The organism is Streptomyces sp. NPDC002004 (assembly GCF_053593975.1).
Genome location: NZ_JBSFDP010000028.1, coordinates 69,153 through 87,042, shown reverse-complemented (window position 1 = coordinate 87,042; position 17,890 = coordinate 69,153). Strand labels below are relative to the sequence as shown.

General features: G+C 73.3%; 15 protein-coding genes. 5 read left to right on the top strand and 10 right to left on the bottom strand.

Annotation, left to right across the window (positions count from 1 at the left end; all coding sequences use genetic code 11):
- Window positions 1-34: 34 nt before the first annotated feature.
- From ACWCP6_RS29255 to ACWCP6_RS29235, 5 genes are all read right to left on the bottom strand, one after another.
- Window positions 35-1,087, bottom strand: coding sequence for a cell division initiation protein (locus ACWCP6_RS29255; protein ID WP_450935571.1), 1,053 nt, complete (start codon window positions 1,085-1,087; stop codon window positions 35-37).
- Between the two features lie 129 nt (window positions 1,088-1,216).
- Window positions 1,217-1,699: a pantetheine-phosphate adenylyltransferase gene (coaD, locus tag ACWCP6_RS29250; protein WP_450935582.1), complete on the bottom strand. Its 483-nt coding sequence runs from the start codon at window positions 1,697-1,699 to the stop codon at window positions 1,217-1,219.
- Window positions 1,700-1,725: 26 nt separating this feature from the next.
- Window positions 1,726-2,322, bottom strand: a complete 597-nt coding sequence (gene rsmD, locus ACWCP6_RS29245) for a 16S rRNA (guanine(966)-N(2))-methyltransferase RsmD (protein WP_450935570.1) — start codon at window positions 2,320-2,322, stop codon at window positions 1,726-1,728.
- 350 nt (window positions 2,323-2,672) lie between these two features.
- The gene (gene recG, locus ACWCP6_RS29240; protein WP_450935569.1) at window positions 2,673-4,901 is read right to left on the bottom strand and encodes an ATP-dependent DNA helicase RecG; all 2,229 of its coding nucleotides are present in this window, start codon (window positions 4,899-4,901) and stop codon (window positions 2,673-2,675) included.
- Window positions 4,902-5,086: 185 nt separating this feature from the next.
- Window positions 5,087-6,778, bottom strand: coding sequence for a DAK2 domain-containing protein (locus ACWCP6_RS29235; protein WP_450935568.1), 1,692 nt, complete (start codon window positions 6,776-6,778; stop codon window positions 5,087-5,089).
- Between the two features lie 242 nt (window positions 6,779-7,020).
- Between ACWCP6_RS29235 and rpmB the strand changes: the two genes are divergently transcribed.
- The 3 genes from rpmB (at window position 7,021) to ACWCP6_RS29220 (ending at window position 11,874) form a co-directional block, all read left to right on the top strand.
- Window positions 7,021-7,206 (top strand): 50S ribosomal protein L28, encoded by a 186-nt coding sequence (gene rpmB / locus ACWCP6_RS29230; protein WP_003957616.1) that lies wholly within the window; start codon window positions 7,021-7,023, stop codon window positions 7,204-7,206.
- Between the two features lie 184 nt (window positions 7,207-7,390).
- Window positions 7,391-10,492, top strand: a complete 3,102-nt coding sequence (locus tag ACWCP6_RS29225) for an ATP-binding protein (protein ID WP_450935567.1) — start codon at window positions 7,391-7,393, stop codon at window positions 10,490-10,492.
- Between the two features lie 122 nt (window positions 10,493-10,614).
- Window positions 10,615-11,874, top strand: coding sequence for an FAD-dependent monooxygenase (locus ACWCP6_RS29220; protein ID WP_450935566.1), 1,260 nt, complete (start codon window positions 10,615-10,617; stop codon window positions 11,872-11,874).
- Here the strand turns inward: ACWCP6_RS29220 and thiD are convergent.
- The gene (gene thiD, locus ACWCP6_RS29215; RefSeq protein WP_450935565.1) at window positions 11,832-12,647 is read right to left on the bottom strand and encodes a bifunctional hydroxymethylpyrimidine kinase/phosphomethylpyrimidine kinase; all 816 of its coding nucleotides are present in this window, start codon (window positions 12,645-12,647) and stop codon (window positions 11,832-11,834) included. The genes ACWCP6_RS29220 and thiD overlap by 43 nt on opposite strands.
- A gap of 2 nt (window positions 12,648-12,649) precedes the next feature.
- Window positions 12,650-13,615 (bottom strand): thiamine-phosphate kinase, encoded by a 966-nt coding sequence (locus ACWCP6_RS29210; protein ID WP_450935564.1) that lies wholly within the window; start codon window positions 13,613-13,615, stop codon window positions 12,650-12,652.
- Window positions 13,616-13,847: 232 nt separating this feature from the next.
- On the opposite strand from ACWCP6_RS29210, the gene ACWCP6_RS29205 reads away from it, so the two are divergent.
- A complete protein-coding gene (locus tag ACWCP6_RS29205; RefSeq protein WP_388628105.1) occupies window positions 13,848-14,081 on the top strand; it encodes an Lrp/AsnC family transcriptional regulator in 234 nt (77 codons plus the stop codon).
- Between the two features lie 20 nt (window positions 14,082-14,101).
- A complete protein-coding gene (locus ACWCP6_RS29200) occupies window positions 14,102-14,578 on the top strand; it encodes a DUF3515 domain-containing protein (RefSeq protein ID WP_450935563.1) in 477 nt (158 codons plus the stop codon).
- Between the two features lie 16 nt (window positions 14,579-14,594).
- Here the strand turns inward: ACWCP6_RS29200 and ACWCP6_RS29195 are convergent, their stop codons facing one another.
- The 3 genes from ACWCP6_RS29195 to ACWCP6_RS29185 all read right to left on the bottom strand — a co-directional run bounded on the left by ACWCP6_RS29195 (window position 14,595) and on the right by ACWCP6_RS29185 (window position 17,783).
- Window positions 14,595-15,770 carry a D-alanine--D-alanine ligase family protein gene (locus tag ACWCP6_RS29195; RefSeq protein WP_450935562.1) on the bottom strand — a complete coding sequence of 392 codons (1,176 nt, stop codon included), beginning with the start codon at window positions 15,768-15,770 and terminating at the stop codon, window positions 14,595-14,597.
- A 133-nt stretch (window positions 15,771-15,903) separates the two neighbouring features.
- Window positions 15,904-16,941 carry an NAD(P)H-dependent glycerol-3-phosphate dehydrogenase gene (locus ACWCP6_RS29190; RefSeq protein ID WP_450935561.1) on the bottom strand — a complete coding sequence of 346 codons (1,038 nt, stop codon included), beginning with the start codon at window positions 16,939-16,941 and terminating at the stop codon, window positions 15,904-15,906.
- Complete coding sequence (locus ACWCP6_RS29185; protein ID WP_450935560.1) at window positions 16,938-17,783, bottom strand: lysophospholipid acyltransferase family protein; 846 nt, start codon at window positions 17,781-17,783, stop codon at window positions 16,938-16,940. Before ACWCP6_RS29185 ends, ACWCP6_RS29190 begins: the two co-directional genes overlap by 4 nt.
- Between the last annotated feature and the right edge of the window lie 107 nt (window positions 17,784-17,890).

Sequence of the window (17,890 nt, the reverse complement as noted above, 5' to 3'; positions counted from 1 at the left end):
TACGCCCCTCTCCCGCGCGCCGTGACGGTCCGGCTCAGCGCCCCTGTTCGTACTGGCGCAGCTGCTCGGCGCTGATCATGCCGGTGTCGAAGAGGCTGGTCTCGTCAAGCGCGCCGGCCCCGTCCTGGGACTGCTGGGGACGCCCGTAGCCCTGGCTCGCGTCGTAGGCCTGGTTCGGGTCGTAGCCCTGCTGCGGATAGGCGGCGTACGGATCGGCCTGCTGCTGGTACCCGTAGGGGTCCTGCCCGCCGTAGGCGTACGGCTCCTGCTGGTAGCCGTAGGCGTCCTGCTGCCCGTACGACTGCTGGGCGGGGATCTGCGCCACGGCGGGCTCGCGGGCCGGCTGCGGCTGCTGCGGCTGCTCGGCCTCGCCGATCTGCGCAAGCTCGGCGAGGTACTCGGCGTCGGTGGCGTGTCCCTGGAGCATCGCGTCGCCGCTGAGGCTGCCCAGTTCGTCCGTGGCGATCCGCCCGTGGAGCTTCTGGCGGCCCCGGCCGACGGCCTCCAGCGTCTTGGCGAGGACCGCCTCGAACGCTCCGAGCTTCACATCGACGTACTCGTCGGCGGTGCGGCGCAGGGTCTCGGGGTCCTGGCTGCGCTCGGGGGCGTCCTCGTCCTCGTAGCCGTGCTCGTCGATGCCCGGCCCGGTGCCGAGCAGCTTCTCGCGGCCGCGGCCGACCGAGCCGAGCGTCTTGGTGAGCACGACCTCGAAGTTCGCGAGCTTGGAGTCGACGTAGTCGTCGGCCTCGGCGCGGATCTCCTCGGCCTCCTGGCGCGCCTCGGCGAGGATGCGGTCGCCCTCGGCCTGGGAGCGGCGCGCGACCTCCGTGTCGGAGATCAGGGAGCCGCGCTCGGCGTGCGCCGTCTCGATGATCCGCTCGGCTTCCTGCCGGGCCTGCTCCACCATCTGCTCGCGGCCGCCGATGAGCTCCTGGGCCTGCGCCAGGGAGCCGGGCAGGGCCGCGCGCACCTCCTCGAGCATCGCGAGCAGCTCGGCGCGGTTGATCACGCACGAGGCCGACATGGGCATGGACCGGGCGCTGCCGACCGCCGCGACGATCTCATCGAGCTTTTTCTGCACGTCCACCGTGTGCTCGCCACTCTCTGTGCCTGGGACGGATCCCACCGGCCTTGTGTACGGGCGCGGTGGGAGACGGACAAGGGCGACTGTACGGGCAGTCGGGCGGCGCCCGACACCGGGTGACGGGCTATCAGTTCAGTCGCGTTCGCCGAGGCGCTCGGTGAGGGCCTCCAGAACGGGCGGCGGCACCAGGTGGGAGACGTCGCCGCCCCAGGCGGCGACCTCTTTGACGAGCGAGGAGGACAGGAAGCTGTAGGTGGGGTTGGTGGGCACGAAGAGGGTCTCCACGCCCGAGAGGCCGTTGTTCATCTGGGCCATCTGCAGCTCGTAGTCGAAGTCGCTGACGGCGCGCAGGCCCTTGACGATGGCGGGGATGTCGCGCTGCTTGCAGAAGTCGACGAGAAGGCCGTGGAAGGCCTCCACCTCGACGTTGCCGAACTCGGCGGTGACCTCGCGGATCAGCTCGATCCGCTCCTCGACGCTGAACAGGCCCTTCTTGGACTGGTTGATCATCACCGCGACGTGCACCACGTCGTACAGCTTGGAGGCGCGGGCGATGATGTCGAGGTGTCCGTTGGTGATGGGGTCGAACGACCCCGGACAGACGGCGCGGCGCAACTGTGGTTCCTCGCTCTCCGGTCCGGTCATGGTGCGGCTGCTGATGCGTTGTCGCACGTAGAGGCGGCGCGACCGTACCAAAACGTGCCCTCGCCGTAGCGACGGGCCCGCAGGCCTTCGAAGCCGTCCGGCCACGCGAATTCGCCGCCTCTGGTGCTGCGCTCCACGGTGACGAGGGCGTCGTCCGCGAGCCAGCCCCGAGTGCGGAGTGTGAGCAGAATCTCGCGAAGATCGTCGTCCGGGACGGCGTAGGGCGGGTCCAGGAAGACCGCGTCGTACGGCTCTCCGGGCGCCGGTCCCGTGACGATCTGTTCGGCTTTGCCCGCCCGTACGTCGGCGCCGGGGAGGCCGAGCGCGCGGACGTTGTCCCGGACGACACGGGCCGCCCGGCCGTCGGCCTCGACGAGCAGGACGTGGGCGGCGCCCCGGGACAGGGCCTCCAGTCCCACGGCGCCCGAGCCCGCGTAGAGATCGGCGACGCGGATGCCGTGGAGCGTTCCGAGCAGGGACTCCCAGGTGGAGAAGAGGCCCTCGCGCGCCCGGTCGGAGGTGGGGCGGGTGCCGGTGCCCGGCGGCACCGCCAGGCGCCGCCCGCCGGCCTGGCCGGCGATCACGCGGGTCATGGTGGCCTCGGGTCCTTCGCTGGGGGGTGGGTCGTGTCAGCTCCACGATATGGCCAGCCGCGGGGCGAGCCGAGCCGTGGTGCCGTTTTCCCCGTCGGCGCCCGGCACCCGGGGCTCCCCAGGGTCTGTCGTCACATTCCCGTCGTCGCCCGAAGGGCGGCTCCGCGGCGTCCGGTGCGTGCTCTGGGGGTCCCCCCGGCCGAAGGCTGGGGGAGTGCCGGGCGGAAGTCCTCGTACTGGACGTACTCGGGCTTTCGCCCGGTGCGGCGAGTGGGGGTACCTCCCACGCCCTTGAGGCAGTGGGGGGCGTGCCGGGCGTCGCGGGGCGGACGGGAATGTGACGACAGGCCCTAGCCCTTCTCCAGGTACTGCTCCCGCTCCTCGTCCAGCAGGGCCTGCAGGGCCGTGCGCAGGCCGGGCAGCCGCTCCAGCTCGGGGTCGGCGGCGACGACGGCCGTGGCCTCTGCGCGGGCCTCGGCGATGATCTCCTCGTCGTCGATGACGGCGAGCACCCGCAGTGAGGAGCGGACGCCGGACTGGGCCTGGCCGAGTACGTCGCCCTCGCGGCGCTGTTCGAGGTCGATACGGGAGAGTTCGAAGCCGTCGAGTGTCGCGGCGACGGCGCCGAGCCGGGCCCGGGCGGGACTCGCCTCGGGCATCTCGGTGACCAGGAGGCAGAGTCCGGGTGCGGAGCCACGGCCGACACGGCCGCGCAGCTGGTGCAGCTGCGAGACGCCGAACCGGTCGGCGTCCATGATCACCATCGCCGTCGCATTGGGAACGTTCACGCCGACCTCGATGACCGTCGTCGCGACGAGGACGTCCGTCCCGCCGGCGGCGAAGCGGCGCATCACCGCGTCCTTGTCGTCGGGCTGCATCCTGCCGTGCAGCACCTCGACCCGCAGCCCTTGCAGGGCGCCCTGCGCCAGGTCCTCGGCCACGTCGAGAACCGCGAGCGGGGGCCGCTTCTCGGCCTCGTCCTCGGGGGACTTCCCGGCGCTCTTGCCGGCCTCGGCCGTGCCGCCGTTCTCGTCGGCGGAGTCGCCGATGCGGGGGCACACCACGTACGCCTGGTGGCCGTTCGCCACCTCCTCACGGATGCGCTCCCAGGCGCGGGCGAGGAAGTGCGGCTTGTCCTGGGCGGGCACGACATGGCTGGCGATCGGCGAGCGGCCGGCGGGGAGCTGGTCGAGGACCGAGGTCTCCAGGTCGCCGAAGACGGTCATCGCGACCGTGCGCGGAATGGGCGTGGCCGTCATGACGAGCAGATGCGGCGTCCGCTTCTCCCCCTGGGAGTGCCCCTTGCCGCGCAGGGCGTCGCGCTGCTCGACGCCGAAGCGGTGCTGCTCGTCGACCACGACCAGCCCCAGGTCGTGGAACTGCACCTTGTCCTCGATCAGCGCATGCGTGCCGATGACGATCCCGGCCTCGCCGGTGACCAGGTCGAGCAGTGCCTGCCGCCGCGCGGCGGCGCCCATGGAGCCGGTGAGCAGCACCACCTTGGTGGCCTGCTCCGCCCCGCCGAGCATCCCGCCCTCGGCCAGCTCCCCCATCATCTCGGTGATGGAGCGGTGGTGCTGCTGGGCCAGCACCTCGGTGGGCGCGAGCATCGCGGCCTGCCCGCCGGCGTCCACCACGGCGAGCATCGCGCGCAGGGCCACCATGGTCTTCCCGCTGCCCACCTCCCCCTGGAGCAGGCGGTGCATCGGGTGGTCGGTCGCGAGGTCGTCGAAGATCTCCCGGGAGACCTTCTGCTGCCCCTCCGTCAGGGTGAAGGGGAGGCGGGCGTCGAAGGCGTCGAGCAGGCCGTCGGGCCCGGGCCTGCGGGGGACGGCCGGGAGCTGGGCCTCGGCGTGGCGGCGGCGGGCGAGGGCGACCTGGAGGACGAAGGCCTCGTCCCACTTGAGGCGGGCACGCGCGTCGGCGACGTCGGCCTTGGTCCGCGGCCGGTGGATCTTCACCAGCGCCTCGGCGAGCGGCACCAGGCCGCGGCCTTCCCGCAGCGCGGGCGGCAGCGGGTCGGCGGCCTCCTGGACGCTCGGCAGCACCGCGTCGACCGCCTTGGCGATCTTCCAGGACTCCAGCTTGGCGGTGGCCGGGTAGATCGGGATGAGCGCCCCCGCCCAGGAGTCGACGGCTTCGGCGGATTCGCCGTCGCCGCGCAGCAGTTCGTACGCCGGGTGCGCCAGCTGGAGCTTGCGGTTGAAGACCGAGACCTTGCCGGCGAACATCGCGCGGGTGCCGGGCAGCAGGTCCTTCTGCGGCTTGTGGACGCCGCGGCCGAAGAACACGAGCTGGAGCTGGCCGCTGCCGTCCGTGATGACGACCTCGAGGCGCTGGCCGCTGCCGCCGCCGTACTTCAGGATGCGGGCACTGGCGACCTGGGCGACCACGGTGACGTGCTCGTCCAGGGGGAGGTCGGCGAGGCGGGTCAGCTCACCGCGTTCGGCGTAGCGCCGCGGATAGTGGTGCAGGAGGTCGCCGACGGTGTGCAGGCCGAGGTGTTCGGCCATCACCTTCGCGGTGGCGGGGCCGACCACCTTCTTCAGGGGTTCTTCCAGCGTGGGCACGGAATCCATTGCACACCACGCCGGTGACAGCGGGGCGCTTCTCCCCCTGCCCCGCCCCTTCCGTCCCTCGCGTGTCCACGGGGTTCCGCCCCCCCCGGGGGTCTCCGGGCCGGCCCGGACGGCGTCGCCCCCCGGTCGACGCACCGCCCGCCCCGTGGGCACGGGCGCCCCTGACCGCTCCGCGCCGAGGAGGTCTACTCCACGCCGATGAGCAGCAGGGCCGACCGGCGGCCGCCCCGGTACACCACGGTGTCCACCGCCAGATGGGCTTCGCGCACGTGCCGTTCGAGACCGTCGGCCAGCGTGTCGGGCACGTCCTCGCCGAGGACGAGGGTGACCATTTCGCCGCCGGCGGCGAGCATGCGGTCGAGGACGGTCTCGGCGGTGGCGGCGAGTTCGGAGCCGATGACGGCGACGTCGCCGTCGATGAGGCCGAGCACGTCGCCCGCCTGGCAGATGCCGGCCATGGTCCAGGCCTGCCGTTCGGCGACGGCGAGTTCGGCGTACCGGGTCGCCCCGGCCGCCGATGTCATGGCGACGACGTCCTCGTCGAAGCGCCGCTCCGGCTCGTGGACGGCGAGCGCGGCGATGCCCTGCACGGCGGAGCGCGTGGGGATGAGCGCGACGCGCACTCCGTCGGCGCGGGCCTGCTCGGCCGCCGCCGCGGCGGTGTGGCGCAGTTCGGCGTCGTTCGGGAGCAGCACGACCTCGCGCGCGTGGGCCTCGCGGATCGCCTCGGCCAGCTCGCCGCTCGCGGGGGGCTCGCCGGGGCGGGCGAGCACGGTGGTGGCCCCGGCCTCCGTGTAGAGGCCGGCCAGGCCCTCGCCGGGTACGACGGCCACGACGGCGCGCTGGGTGCGTTCCCTGGGCGGCCGGCTCGCGGTGTCCGGCGCGGCGATGTGTGCGTCGCCCAGGCCGAAGTGGGTGATGCGGATGCGGTACGGCCGCCCGGCCTCGACGCCCGCCTCGACGGCGGCGCCCGCGTCGTCGACGTGCACATGGACGTTCCACAGGCCGTCGCCGCCGACCACGACGAGCGAGTCGCCGAGCGCGTCGAGCCGGGTGCGCAGCCGGTCGACCGCGGTGTCGTCGGCCTCCAGGAGATAGATCACCTCGAAGGCGGGGCCGCCGGTGTCGGGGCCGTCACCGCACGCCTCCCGGCGCTCCTGCGCGCGCGTGGGGTGCGGGACCCGGGCGGAGGCGTCGCCCGCGCGGGCGGGTTCGGGGGCCCCTGCGGCCGGGTCCTCGCCCGTGAGGGTCCGGGCGAGCGCGGCCAGCACGGCGACGAGTCCCTGGCCGCCCGCGTCGACGACGCCCGCGCGTTCCAGGACGGCGAGCTGGGCGGGTGTGGCGGCCAGGGCGGCGCATGCGCCCTCGTAGGCGGCGCGGGCCACCGTGCCGCAGTCGCCCTCGGCCCCGTCGGCGGCGTCGGCCGCGGCGGCGGCGACGCTCAGGACGGTGCCCTCGACGGGGTGGGCGACGGCCTCGTACGCGGACTCGGCGGCACGGCGCAGTGCGAGCCGCAGCCCGTGGCCGTCGGTGCGGGCCGCGTCGCCGTCGGCGGCGAGCACCTGTGCCATGCCGCGCAGCAGCTGCGCGAGGATGGTGCCCGAGTTGCCCCGGGCCCCGATGAGGGCGCCGTGGGCCATCGCGCGCACGGCCTCCGCCAGCGAGGGCCGCTGCGGGGCGAGGCCGGTGAAGACCGCTTCGACGGCCTGTGCGGCCGACTCCAGGGTGAGGAAGAGATTGGTGCCGGTGTCCCCGTCGGCGACCGGATAGACGTTGATCGCGTCGATCTCCTCGCGGGCCCGTCCCAGCGCGTCCAGTGCGAGACCGCACCAGGCACGCACCGCGACGGCGTCGAGGGTCTCCGGCACCTGCGGCACCTGCGCCTCCTTGCTGCTGGACTGGGACGCAGCGTAGACCCAGGCCGGGGCCCGGGCGGAAGAGGGCCCGGGCCGGGGGCCGGGCCGACCATGGTAGTTTCGTTGTACCGACGCAGCCGTTGTATGCTGCTCCGGTTGTCCGATCCGAATCGGGCCATACCCCTGGCAACGCCAACCAGATCACTCGATCCCGGCATGCCGGGATTCAACCGTAAGTGCATCTGAAGTCTTTGGAGTGACCCGTGGCTGCCAACTGCGACGTCTGCGGCAAGGGGCCGGGCTTCGGCAACAACATTTCGCACTCGCACCGCCGTACGTCCCGTCGCTGGAACCCGAACATCCAGCGCGTGCGTGCCGTGGTCGGGCGGACGCCGAAGCGGCTCAACGTCTGCACCTCGTGCATCAAGGCCGGCAAGGTCTCGCGCTGACGCAATCGCAGCGCGGCCACCTAGCTGGTTGCTGTGAAGCCGGTCCACCTTCGGGTGGGCCGGCTTTTTCGTGTGTCCGCTCGCCTGCGGTTCGGCATGTTCCGTCCCATGCCGTGGGGCGTGATCGCGACCCTGTCGCCGCGTTCGGGCGCCCTCCCACCGGTGGTTTTGCCAGAATCACCGGGTGCACTTCGGCATCCTCGGCCCCCTCGACGTGCGTTCCGGCGACGGCTCCCCTCTCGACCCCGGTGGTCCGCGCCCCCGCACGCTGCTCACGCTGCTGCTGCTCGACGCGGGCCGTAGCGTCCCGACGGCCCGGCTGACGGACGGGCTCTACGGGGACGAGCCGCCCTCCGGCGCGGCGAACGCGCTGCAGTCCCAGGTGTCCCGGCTGCGCCGGCGCCTCGGCCTGGAGATAGCCGGGACCGCTACCGGCTACCGGCTCGCGGTGGATCCCGACACGGTGGACGTGCACCGCTTCGAACGGCTGGCCCGCGAGGGACGGCGGGCGCTCGCGGCCGGGGATGCGGGCCGGGCCGCCGGGCTGTTGCGTGAGGGGCTCGGCCTGTGGCGGGGCCCGGCCCTCGCCGACCTGCCCGACGGGCAGGCCCTCGTGGCCCGCCTCGACGAGCTGCGGTTCGCCGCCGTGCAGGACCGGATCGAGGCGGATCTCGCCCTCGGCGGGGGCTCCGCGCTCGTACCCGAGCTGCGCGAACTGATCGCCGCGCACCCGCTGGGCGAGCGCCTGTACGGGCAGCTGATGCGGGCGCTGCACGCGGCCGGGCGGCCGGCGGAGGCGCTGACGGTGTACGAGGCGGCGCGCCGCACCCTTGCCGACGAACTGGGCACGGACCCGTCGGCGGAGCTGTCGGCCCTGCACCGCGAGCTGCTCCAGGGCCGGGAGCCCGTACGGCAGCAGGGGGTGCCGGCGCAGCTCACCCGTTTCGTGGGGCGTGAGGAGGAGCTCGCCCGGATCGACGAGCTGCTGGCGCGGACCCGGCTCGTGACGCTGACGGGGCCGGGCGGCGCGGGCAAGACCCGGCTCGCGATCGAGGCGGCCCGCGCGTGGGCGGACCGGGCGCGGAAACCCGGCGCCCGCGGGGTCCGCGGCGACGGCTCCGGCGAGGACGTCTGCTACGTCGAGCTGGCTCCCCTCGGCGACGGGTCCCGTCTGCCGTACGCGCTCCTCGGGGCGCTGGGGGTGCGCGACGGCCTGCGGGCGCAGGGCACGGACGCCACGGGGCGGCTGCTCACCGCTCTGGAGGACCGCACGCTGCTGCTCGTCCTGGACAACTGCGAGCACGTCGTCGAGGAGGCCGCCCGGATCACCGCGCTGCTGCTCGGCGCCTGCCCGGGCGTACGGGTGCTCGCCACCAGCCGGGAGTCCCTGGGCATCACGGGCGAGGCTCTGTGCCCGGTGCCCCCGCTGCCGGCCGGGCCCGCGGTGCGGCTGTTCCTGGACCGGGCCGCCGCCGTGCGTCCGGACGCGGTGCCCGGGGCGGACCACGGGCGCGTGGCCGCGGTCTGTGCGGCCCTCGACGGGCTGCCGCTCGCCATCGAGCTGGCGGCGGCCCGGCTGCGGACGCTGACCCTCGGCGAACTGTCCGTCCGGCTCACCGAACGGCTGGGCGGCGATGCGGCCGACGGCCGGTTCCGGGTGCTGTCCCGCGGCGACCGCACCAAGGCCCCCCGGCACCGCACGCTGCGTGCGGTCGTGGAGTGGAGCTGGGAGCTGCTGGACGACGAGGAGCGGGAGCTGGCACGGCGGCTGACCGTGTTCCCGTCGGGGGCGGGCCTGGACGCCGTGGAGGCGGTGTGCGGCGTCGCGTATCCGGAGGACCTGCTGGCCTCGCTCGCCGAGAAGTCTTTCGTGGAGGTGGCCGACGGGCGCTACGGCATGCTGCAGACGATCCGGGCCTTCTGCGCCGAGCGGCTTGCCGAGGAGGGCGAGCGGGAGGGGCTGCGGGACGCGCACGCGGCGTACTTCCTGCGCCTGGCCGAGGAGGCCGAGCCCCTTCTGCGGGGCGGCGGGCAGCTGCCGTGGCTGGCGAGGCTGGACGCCGAGCACGGCAACCTGGAGGCCGCCCTGCGGCACCTGGCCGGGTCGGCCACCGGGAGCGCCCTGCGGCTGATGGCCGCGCTGTCGTGGTTCTGGCGGCTGCGCGGTCTGCACGGGGAGCAGACCGGGCTCGCCCGTGAACTGCTCGCGGCCGTCGGCCCCGAGCCGCCGGACGGCCTGGTCGAGGAGTACGTCCTGTGCGTCCTCAACACGGTCACCGGGAACGGCGACGACCCGGCGGAGCCGGAGCGCATCGAGCGGGTCGGCGCCCTCCTCCAGGGCTTGGACCGCCGGCTGCGGCTGCCGTTCACGATGGTGCTGTGGGCGCTGGCGGGCGGCCCGCGTCCGGCGGACCGGCAGCGGGCCCGCATCCAGATCGGCGACGATCCGTGGGGCCTTGCGCTGCTGGACGTCGCGGAGGGCTTCCAGGAGTTGTTCACGGCGCGCACCGACGCGTCCGAGGCGGCGTTCGGCCGCGCGCTGGACGGCTTCCGCCGCACCGGTGACCGCTGGGGCATGGCCAACTGCCTGGATCCGCTGGGCATGTTCGCGGACTGGCGGGGAGAGCGGGCGCGGGCGCTGGAGCTGATCGACGAAGGGCTCGGACACGTCGGGGAGTTGGCGGCGCCCGAGGAGACCGCCGATCTGCTGCTGCGCCGGGCAGCCGTTCTGCTGCGGCTCGGCGACCCCGCCCTGGCCGAGGGCCACCTGAGGCGAGCCGAGGCGCTGGCCCGTACGGCCGGGGTGCCCGACAAGGTGGCCGGTGCCCGGCGCGGCCTCGGCGACGCGGCGCGCCGGTCGGGGGACCCGGCCCGCGCGCGGGTGCACTACGAGGAGGCCCTGGAGGCGTGTGCCGCCAACTGGTTCAGCGTGGGCGAGACCGCGCGGATCCTCGTCGGTCTGGGCCGCACGGCCGTCGCCGATGGGCAGGTCGACGAGGCCCGGGAACGGTTCGCGCAGGCCCGCGCCCTGCTGGCGGAGTCCGCCGCCGTCACCGGTGCCGAACTCGCCGAGTGCGCCGAGGCGTTGGCGGCGGTCGCCGAGACACCCGAGCGGGCGGCCGTCCTGCTCGGCGCCGCCGACGCGCTGCGCGGCACGCTGATCGCCGGTGATCCCGATGTGGCACCCGTGCACGGGCGGGTGTGCGAAGAGCTGTCCCCGCAGGCGTACGACAGGGCCTTCGCCCGGGGGCGGGCCCTGGGTGCCGCGGCACTCGACGGACCGTGAGGGCGACGGCCGGCGATCGTACGGGGAGTCCGGCGGCCGCGGCGACGGCCGCGCAGGGGACGGTCAGCGGCGGTCAGCGACCGGTGCGCGGACGGTAAGCACCGTCCCCGAACCTCATGACCATGACGAACACAGCGAACCAGTCGCACTCCCCCGCCACCGGCCCCCTCCGCCATCTCCGCGTCCTGGTCTCCGGCGCCAGCGTCGCCGGACCGGCCGCCGCCCTCTGGCTGGCCCGGTACGGCGCCCGGGTCACCGTCGTCGAGAAGGCGCCCGCACTGCGCCAGGGCGGCTTCGCCGTCGACTTCCGCGGGCACGTGCACCGCACGGTGCTGGAGCGGACGGGCATCCGGGACGAGGTGCACCGGCGCCAGACCCACATGGGCCGCCAGACCATCGTCGACGCGGAGGACCGCGAACGCGTCGACCTCCCGGCGTATCTGATGAGCGGCGACGTCGAGATCAACCGGGCCGACCTCTCGGCGATCCTGCACGAGCGCACCCGGGACGACGTCGAGTACGTCTTCGGGGACTCGGTCGCCTCCCTCTCCGAGGACGCGGACGGGGTCGACGTCACCTTCGAGCGCGGGGCGCCGCGGCGCTTCGACCTCGTGGTGGGCGCCGACGGCCTGCACTCGCGCACCCGCCGTCTCGCCTTCGGTGACGAGTCGCGGTACCTGCGGTTCCTGGGCTACTACGTGGCCGGGTTCCCCATGCCCAACCACCTGGGCCTGAACCGCACCGCGCGGATCCACAGCGACCCGGGCCGCATGCTCGGCATCAGCAACTACGACGGCGATCCGCACAGCGCCGGTGCGTTCCTGGTCCTTAAGTCGCCGCAGCTCGCCTACGACCGGCACGACCCCGCCGCCCAGAAGAAGATCCTCGAGGAAGGCTTCCGGGACATGGGCTGGTACGCCCCGCAGGTCCTGGACGCGCTGCGGGACACCGACGACCTGTACTTCGACGCGATCGCCCAGATCCACATCGACCGGCTGTCGCAGGGCCGCGTGGTGCTGCTCGGGGACGCCGGCTACGGCGCCACGATGGGCGGCATCGGCACGGGTACGGCACTTGTGGCCGCGTATGTGCTGGCCGGTGAACTGGCCACGGCCGGCGGCGACCACCGGACCGCCTTCGCCGCGTACGAGGCGGAGATCCGCGACTACGCCAAGGGCTGCCAGAAGCTCTCGGGCAACGCGGGCCCGTTCCTCGCCCCGCCGACCGAGCGCAGGATCCGCAGCCGCGACCGTACGTACCGGCTGCTGAGCTCGCGGTTCCTGGCCGGCTTCTTCAAGCGTCTGACGGAGAAGGCGGCGAACGGCATCGTGCTCAAGGACTACGAGGCGCTCGTCCCGGGTGCCCGGAACCGCCACCCGTGATCCACCGGCCCGATGCCCGCACCCAGCGGGAATCCGGCCGCGATGGCGCCGGTGACGTAGGCCTTGGCCGCCGTGACGGCCTCGGGAACGGAGTCCCCCTTCGCCAGCTGCGAGGCGATCGCGCTGGCGAGGGTGCAGCCGGTGCCGTGGGTGTGCCGGTTGTCGTAGCGGGGCGCGCGCAGCCAGTGCTCGTCGGAGCCGTCGGTCAGCAGGTCCAGGGCGTCCCCTGCGAGGTGCCCGCCCTTGATCAGCGCCCAGCGCGGCCCGTACTCCAGGACGGCGGCCGCGGCGCGGCGCAGGTCGTCCTCGGACTCCGCCCGCACCCCGGTGAGTTGGGCGACCTCGTCGAGGTTCGGGGTGGCGACCGTCGCGGTGGGCAGCAGCAGGGTGCGGACCGCGTCCAGCGCGGACGCGGCGAGCAGCGGGTCGCCGTGCTTGGAGACCCCGACGGGGTCCACCACGACGGGTGCGCCGGTCTCCGCGACGAGTGCGGCGACGGCCTCCACGAGCGGCGCCGACGACAGCATGCCGGTCTTGACGGCCTGCACGCCGATGTCGTCGACGACGCTGCGGTACTGGGCCCGCACCGCCTCCACGGGCAGCTCCCAGGCCCCCTGCACACCGACGGAGTTCTGTGCGGTGACGGCGGTCAGCACGCTCATGCCGTGCACACCGAGCGCCAGCATCGTCTTCAGATCGGCCTGGATGCCCGCGCCACCGCCGGAGTCGGACCCGGCGACGGTGAGCACCCTGGGCGGTACCGGTGTTCCCATGATCAGCCCTCGATGTCCCCGAAGTGGTCCCAGCCGCCCTTGGCGGTCCACGGCGCCCCGTCGACGGTCACCTGGGGCAGCGCGGAGGGGTTCAGCACCTCGCCGATGACCTTCCAGCGGGCGGGCAGCTTCACGTCCGGCGGGAAGGTCGCGACGATCGCGTGGTCCTCGCCCCCGGTGAGCACCCACTGCAGCGGGTCGACACCGACGGCCTGCCCGATGTCGTTCATCTGCGACGGCACGTCGACGGCTCCGGAGCGGATGTCGATGCGGACCTTGCTGGCCTCGGCGATATGGCCGAGGTCGGCGATCAGGCCGTCGCTGACGTCGGTCATCGCGGTGGCGCCGAGCCCGGCAGCAGCGGGGCCCGCGTGGTACGGCGGCTCGGGCCTGCGGTGTGCCTCGACGAAGGCGCGGGGCGAGCGGAAGCCGCGCGAGAGCACCGCGTGCCCGGCGGCGGACCAGCCCAACCAGCCGGTGACCGCCACGACATCGCCGGGCTGCGCACCGGCGCGGGTGACCGGCTCGTGGTTGCGCAGATCGCCGAGGGCGGTGATCGCGACGGTGATGGTGTCGCCGCGTACGACGTCGCCGCCGACCACGGCCGCCCCGGCCACCTGGCATTCGTCGCGCAGGCCGTCCATCAGCTCGACCGGCCACGTCGCGGGCAGGTCGGCGGGGACGACGAGACCGAGCAGCAGCGCCGTCGGCACGGCTCCCATGGCGGCGATGTCCGCGAGGTTCTGCGCGGCGGCCTTGCGGCCCACGTCGTAGGCCGTGGACCAGTCACGCCGGAAGTGCCGTCCCTCCAGCAGCACGTCCGTGCTCGCCACCACCCGGCGGTCGGGCGCTGCCACCACCGCGGCATCGTCGCCCGGCCCGAGCCGTACCGCCGGGGTCGTGGTGAGCCGCGAGGTGAGCTCCCTGATGAGCCCGAACTCCCCCAACTCGCCGACGGTTCCCTTCACCGCACCTCACCCTTCCCTTTCGCACCGGTTGTTCGTCCCGGTTGTGCCAGCCGACCTGCGCTCGCGGGCCGTCATTGTCCTGGGTACGGTCGACGTGAACGTCGACTTGTTTCGGTCCGTGCACCCCGGCCAGCACGCCACAGCCTCCGTGGGTCTCCCCGCGGCGTGCGGCGACGCGATACCGTGGCGTCCCTTCTCCCCACATGATCCTCGTGGCCGCCCTGGAGGTTCCGTGGTACAGGCGTACATCCTGATCCAGACGGAGGTCGGCAAGGCGTCGACCGTCGCCGAGACGATCAGCCAAATCCCCGGCGTGATCCAGGCCGAGGACGTGACCGGACCCTATGACGTGATTGTGCGCGCCCAGGCGGACACCGTGGACGACCTGGGTCGGATGGTGGTTGCCAAGGTCCAGCAGGTGGACGGCATCACGCGCACGCTGACCTGCCCGGTCGTCCATCTGTAGCCCCCGTCTACCCTTGGCCGGTGAACAGTTTGCGTCACCGGCTCATCGGCCTGCCCGGCCTCGCCCTGCTCCTCGCCGCCGTGGGCTGCTCCCCCTCGGGCAACCCGGCGACGGTTCCCTCACCCGGTGCCGAGGGGGCACGGCTCTGCCGTGACCTGCACCAACGGCTCCCCGACAAGGTCGACGGGCTCGACAGGAACGATCCGACGCCGCACTCCTACCTCACAGCGGGGTGGGGTGATCCGGCGATCATACTGCGCTGCGGTGTCGAGCGGCCCGCGGCGATGGACGACGCGACGGCGTACGGCGTGGGCGCGAACGGCGTCGGCTGGCTCGTGCAGAAGCAGAGCGACGGGTCGGTGCGTTTCACGACCACGCTGCGCCGCGCCTATGTCGAGGTGACGCTGCCGAAGCAGCGGGCCGGTGACGGCGCGGGGCCGCTCACCGACTTCGCGGCGCCCATCAAGAAGGCGATCCCCAAGGGGATCGCCGACTGAAGGGGTGGGGACGGGGCTACCGGAGCCCGGTGGAGCGGCGCAGCGCCGCCTGGATGAGGCGGTCCACCAGCTCCGCGTAGCCGACCCCGGTGGCCTCCCACATGCGCGGGTACATGGAGATCGGCGTGAAGCCGGGCATGGTGTTGATCTCGTTGATCACGAACTCGCCGTCCTCGGTGAGGAAGAAGTCCGCGCGGACCAGGCCCTCGCAGGATGCGGCCTCGAAGGCCTCGACGGCGAGCCGGCGTACCTCTGCGGTCTGCTCGTCGGTGAGCGGCGCGGGCACGATGCCGTCCGCCGAGTCGATGTACTTCGCCTCGAAGTCGTAGAAGTCGTGGGACTGCACCGGCGGGATCTCGGCGGGCAGGCTGGCCCGCGGGCCGTCCTCGAACTCCAGCACGCCGCACTCGATCTCGCGGCCGCGCAGCAGCGCCTCGACGAGGATCTTCGGGTCGTGCCGGCGGGCCTCCTCGATCGCCTCGTCGAGGCCGTCGAAGGAGTCGACCTTGGTGATGCCGAAGGAGGAGCCCGCGCGCGCGGGCTTGATGAACAGCGGCCAGCCGTGCTCGCCGGCGAACTCGGCGATCCGCTTGCGTGCCCCGGGCTCGTCGCGCTCCCACTCGCGGGGGCGGATCACCAGGTACGGGCCGACGGACAGCCCGAAGGAGGTGAACACCCGCTTCATGTACTCCTTGTCCTGGCCGACGGCCGAGGCGAGCACACCGGAGCCGACGTACGGGGTCCCGGACAGCTCCAGCAGCCCCTGGAGGGTGCCGTCCTCGCCGTACGGGCCGTGCAGCATCGGGAAGACGACGTCGACCTCGCCGAGCGCCTTGGGGACCGATCCCGGCTCGGTGTAGACGACCTCGCGGGTGCCGGGGTCGACGGGGAGGACGACGCCGCCCTCGTCCGACTCGGCGAGCTGCTCCACGGTCGGCATCTGCCGGTCGGTGATGGCCATGCGTTCCGGCTCGTCGGCGGTCAGCGCCCAGCGGCCGTCGCGCGTGATGCCGATGGGCAGCACGTCGTACGTGGACCGGTCGATGGCGCGCAGCACGGCACCCGCGGTGACGACCGAAATGCCGTGCTCGGAGCTGCGGCCGCCGAACACGACGGCGACGCGCGGCTTACGGAGCCCTTGGGTCCGGTCCTGGCCCTGGCCCTGGCTCTGGGGGGAGATCTCGCTGCTCATATCGCGTTGAGCGTACCTGCTGGTAGGCGCGGCGTCAGTGCCCGGCGGCGCTGTCGCTCAGCGTCGCCGCCGGTTGGCGGAGCGCAATGCTCCTGCCCCCGGGCGGTGGTGCACGGCACCCGGGGTCCGCGGTTCAGTGCCGCTCGGCCTTGGCGCTGCGGGACATGAGCTCCTTGAGGGCCACCACCGGCGGCTTGCCCTCGTGGACGATGCCGACGACGGTCTCGGTGATGGGCATGTCGACGCCGTGCCTGCGCGCCAGATCCAGCACCGACTCGCAGGACTTGACCCCCTCGGCGGTCTGCTTGGTGACCGCGATGGTCTCCTCCAGGGTCATGCCCCTGCCGAGATTGGTGCCGAAGGTGTGGTTGCGCGACAGCGGCGACGAGCAGGTGGCCACCAGGTCGCCGAGGCCCGCCAGTCCGGAGAAGGTCAGCGGGTCGGCGCCCATCGCCAGGCCCAGACGGGTCGTCTCGGCGAGGCCCCGGGTGATGAGGGAGCCCTTGGCGTTGTCGCCCAGGCCCATGCCGTCGGCGATGCCGACCGCGAGCCCGATGACGTTCTTGACCGCGCCGCCGAGTTCGCATCCGACGACGTCGGTGTTGGTGTAGGGGCGGAAGTACGGGGTGTGGCAGGCGGCCTGGAGGCGCCGCGCGACCGCTTCGTCGCGGCAGGCGACCACCGCGGCGGCGGGCATCCGGGCGGCGATCTCCCGGGCCAGGTTGGGCCCGGTGACCACGGCGATGCGCTCCGGATCGACCTTGGTGACGTCCTCGACGACCTCGCTCATGCGCATCGCGGAGCCGAGTTCGACGCCCTTCATCAGGGAGACGAGGACCGTGTCCCGGGCCAGCAGGGGCGCCCAGTCGGCGAGGTTGCCGCGCAGGGTCTGCGAGGGCACGGCGAGGACCGTGAAGTCGGCTCCGGCCGCGGCCTCGGCGGCGTCGGTGGTGGCGCGGAGGTTCTCGGGGAGCTCGATGCCGGGCAGGTAGTCGGGATTGGTGCGGGCGGAGTTGACCGCGGTGGCGAGTGCGGCGCGGCGCCCCCACAGGGTGACGTCGCATCCCGCGTCGGCGAGCACCATGCCGAAGGCGGTGCCCCAGGAACCGGTGCCGAAGACGGCCGCCTTCACGGGCCTGCCGGACCGGCCGGACTCGGGGGAACTGGTCACTTGCCGCCCTCCGCGTCCTCGCCGACGGCGGCCTTCGCCCCGTCCACGGCGTCGCCGGCCTCCGCCGCACCGGCGGCGTCGCCCGCCGCTCCGGCGTCGCCCTGCCGCCGGGCGGCGGCCCTGCGGCGCTGGGCGATGCGCACCTCACGCGGGTCGTAGACGTGCTCGGGCGCCTTCTCGCCGCGCAGCACCTCCAGCTGCGCGGTGACGGCGGCCATGATGGTCTCGGTGGCTTCCTTGAGGAGTTCCGGGGTCATCTCCCGGTCGTAGAAGCGCGACAGGTCGACGGGCGGCCCGGCGAGCACCTGGTGCGTCTTGCGGGGCCACGGATGGGCCTTCTTCGCGTACGGCGGGAGCAGCAGGTTGGCGCCCCACTGGGCGATCGGGATGACCGGGCACTTGGTCTCGAGGGCCACGCGTGCGGCGCCGGTCTTTCCCGTCATGGGCCACAGGTCGGGGTCGCGGGTGAGGGTGCCCTCCGGGTAGAAGGCGACGCACTCGCCGCGCTGGACGGCGTCGATGGCGGCCCGGAAGGCGCTCAGCGCGTCCGTGCTCTCGCGGTACACGGGGATCTGCCCGGTGCCGCGCATGGCCGCACCGATGAAGCCCTTCTTGAAAAGGCCGTCCTTCGCGAGGAAACGCGGAACCCGTCCGGTGTTGTACTGAAAGTGGGCGTAGGCGAAGGGGTCCACATGCGAATTGTGGTTCACCGCGGTGATAAATCCGCCTTCGGCCGGAATGTTCTCGATTCCGCGCCAGTCCCGCTTCATCAGAACCACCAGCGGCGGTTTGCACAGAACCGCTGCAAAGCGGTACCAGAAGCCGATTCTGCGGCGGGACACACGGACACCTTCCTCTAGGACCTGGTCAGCCGCACAAGTGTCGCCCCAGGCCGCCGGTCTGTCGAGAACACGGTACGCCCACCCGCAACCCCCCACCGCCTCCGGCA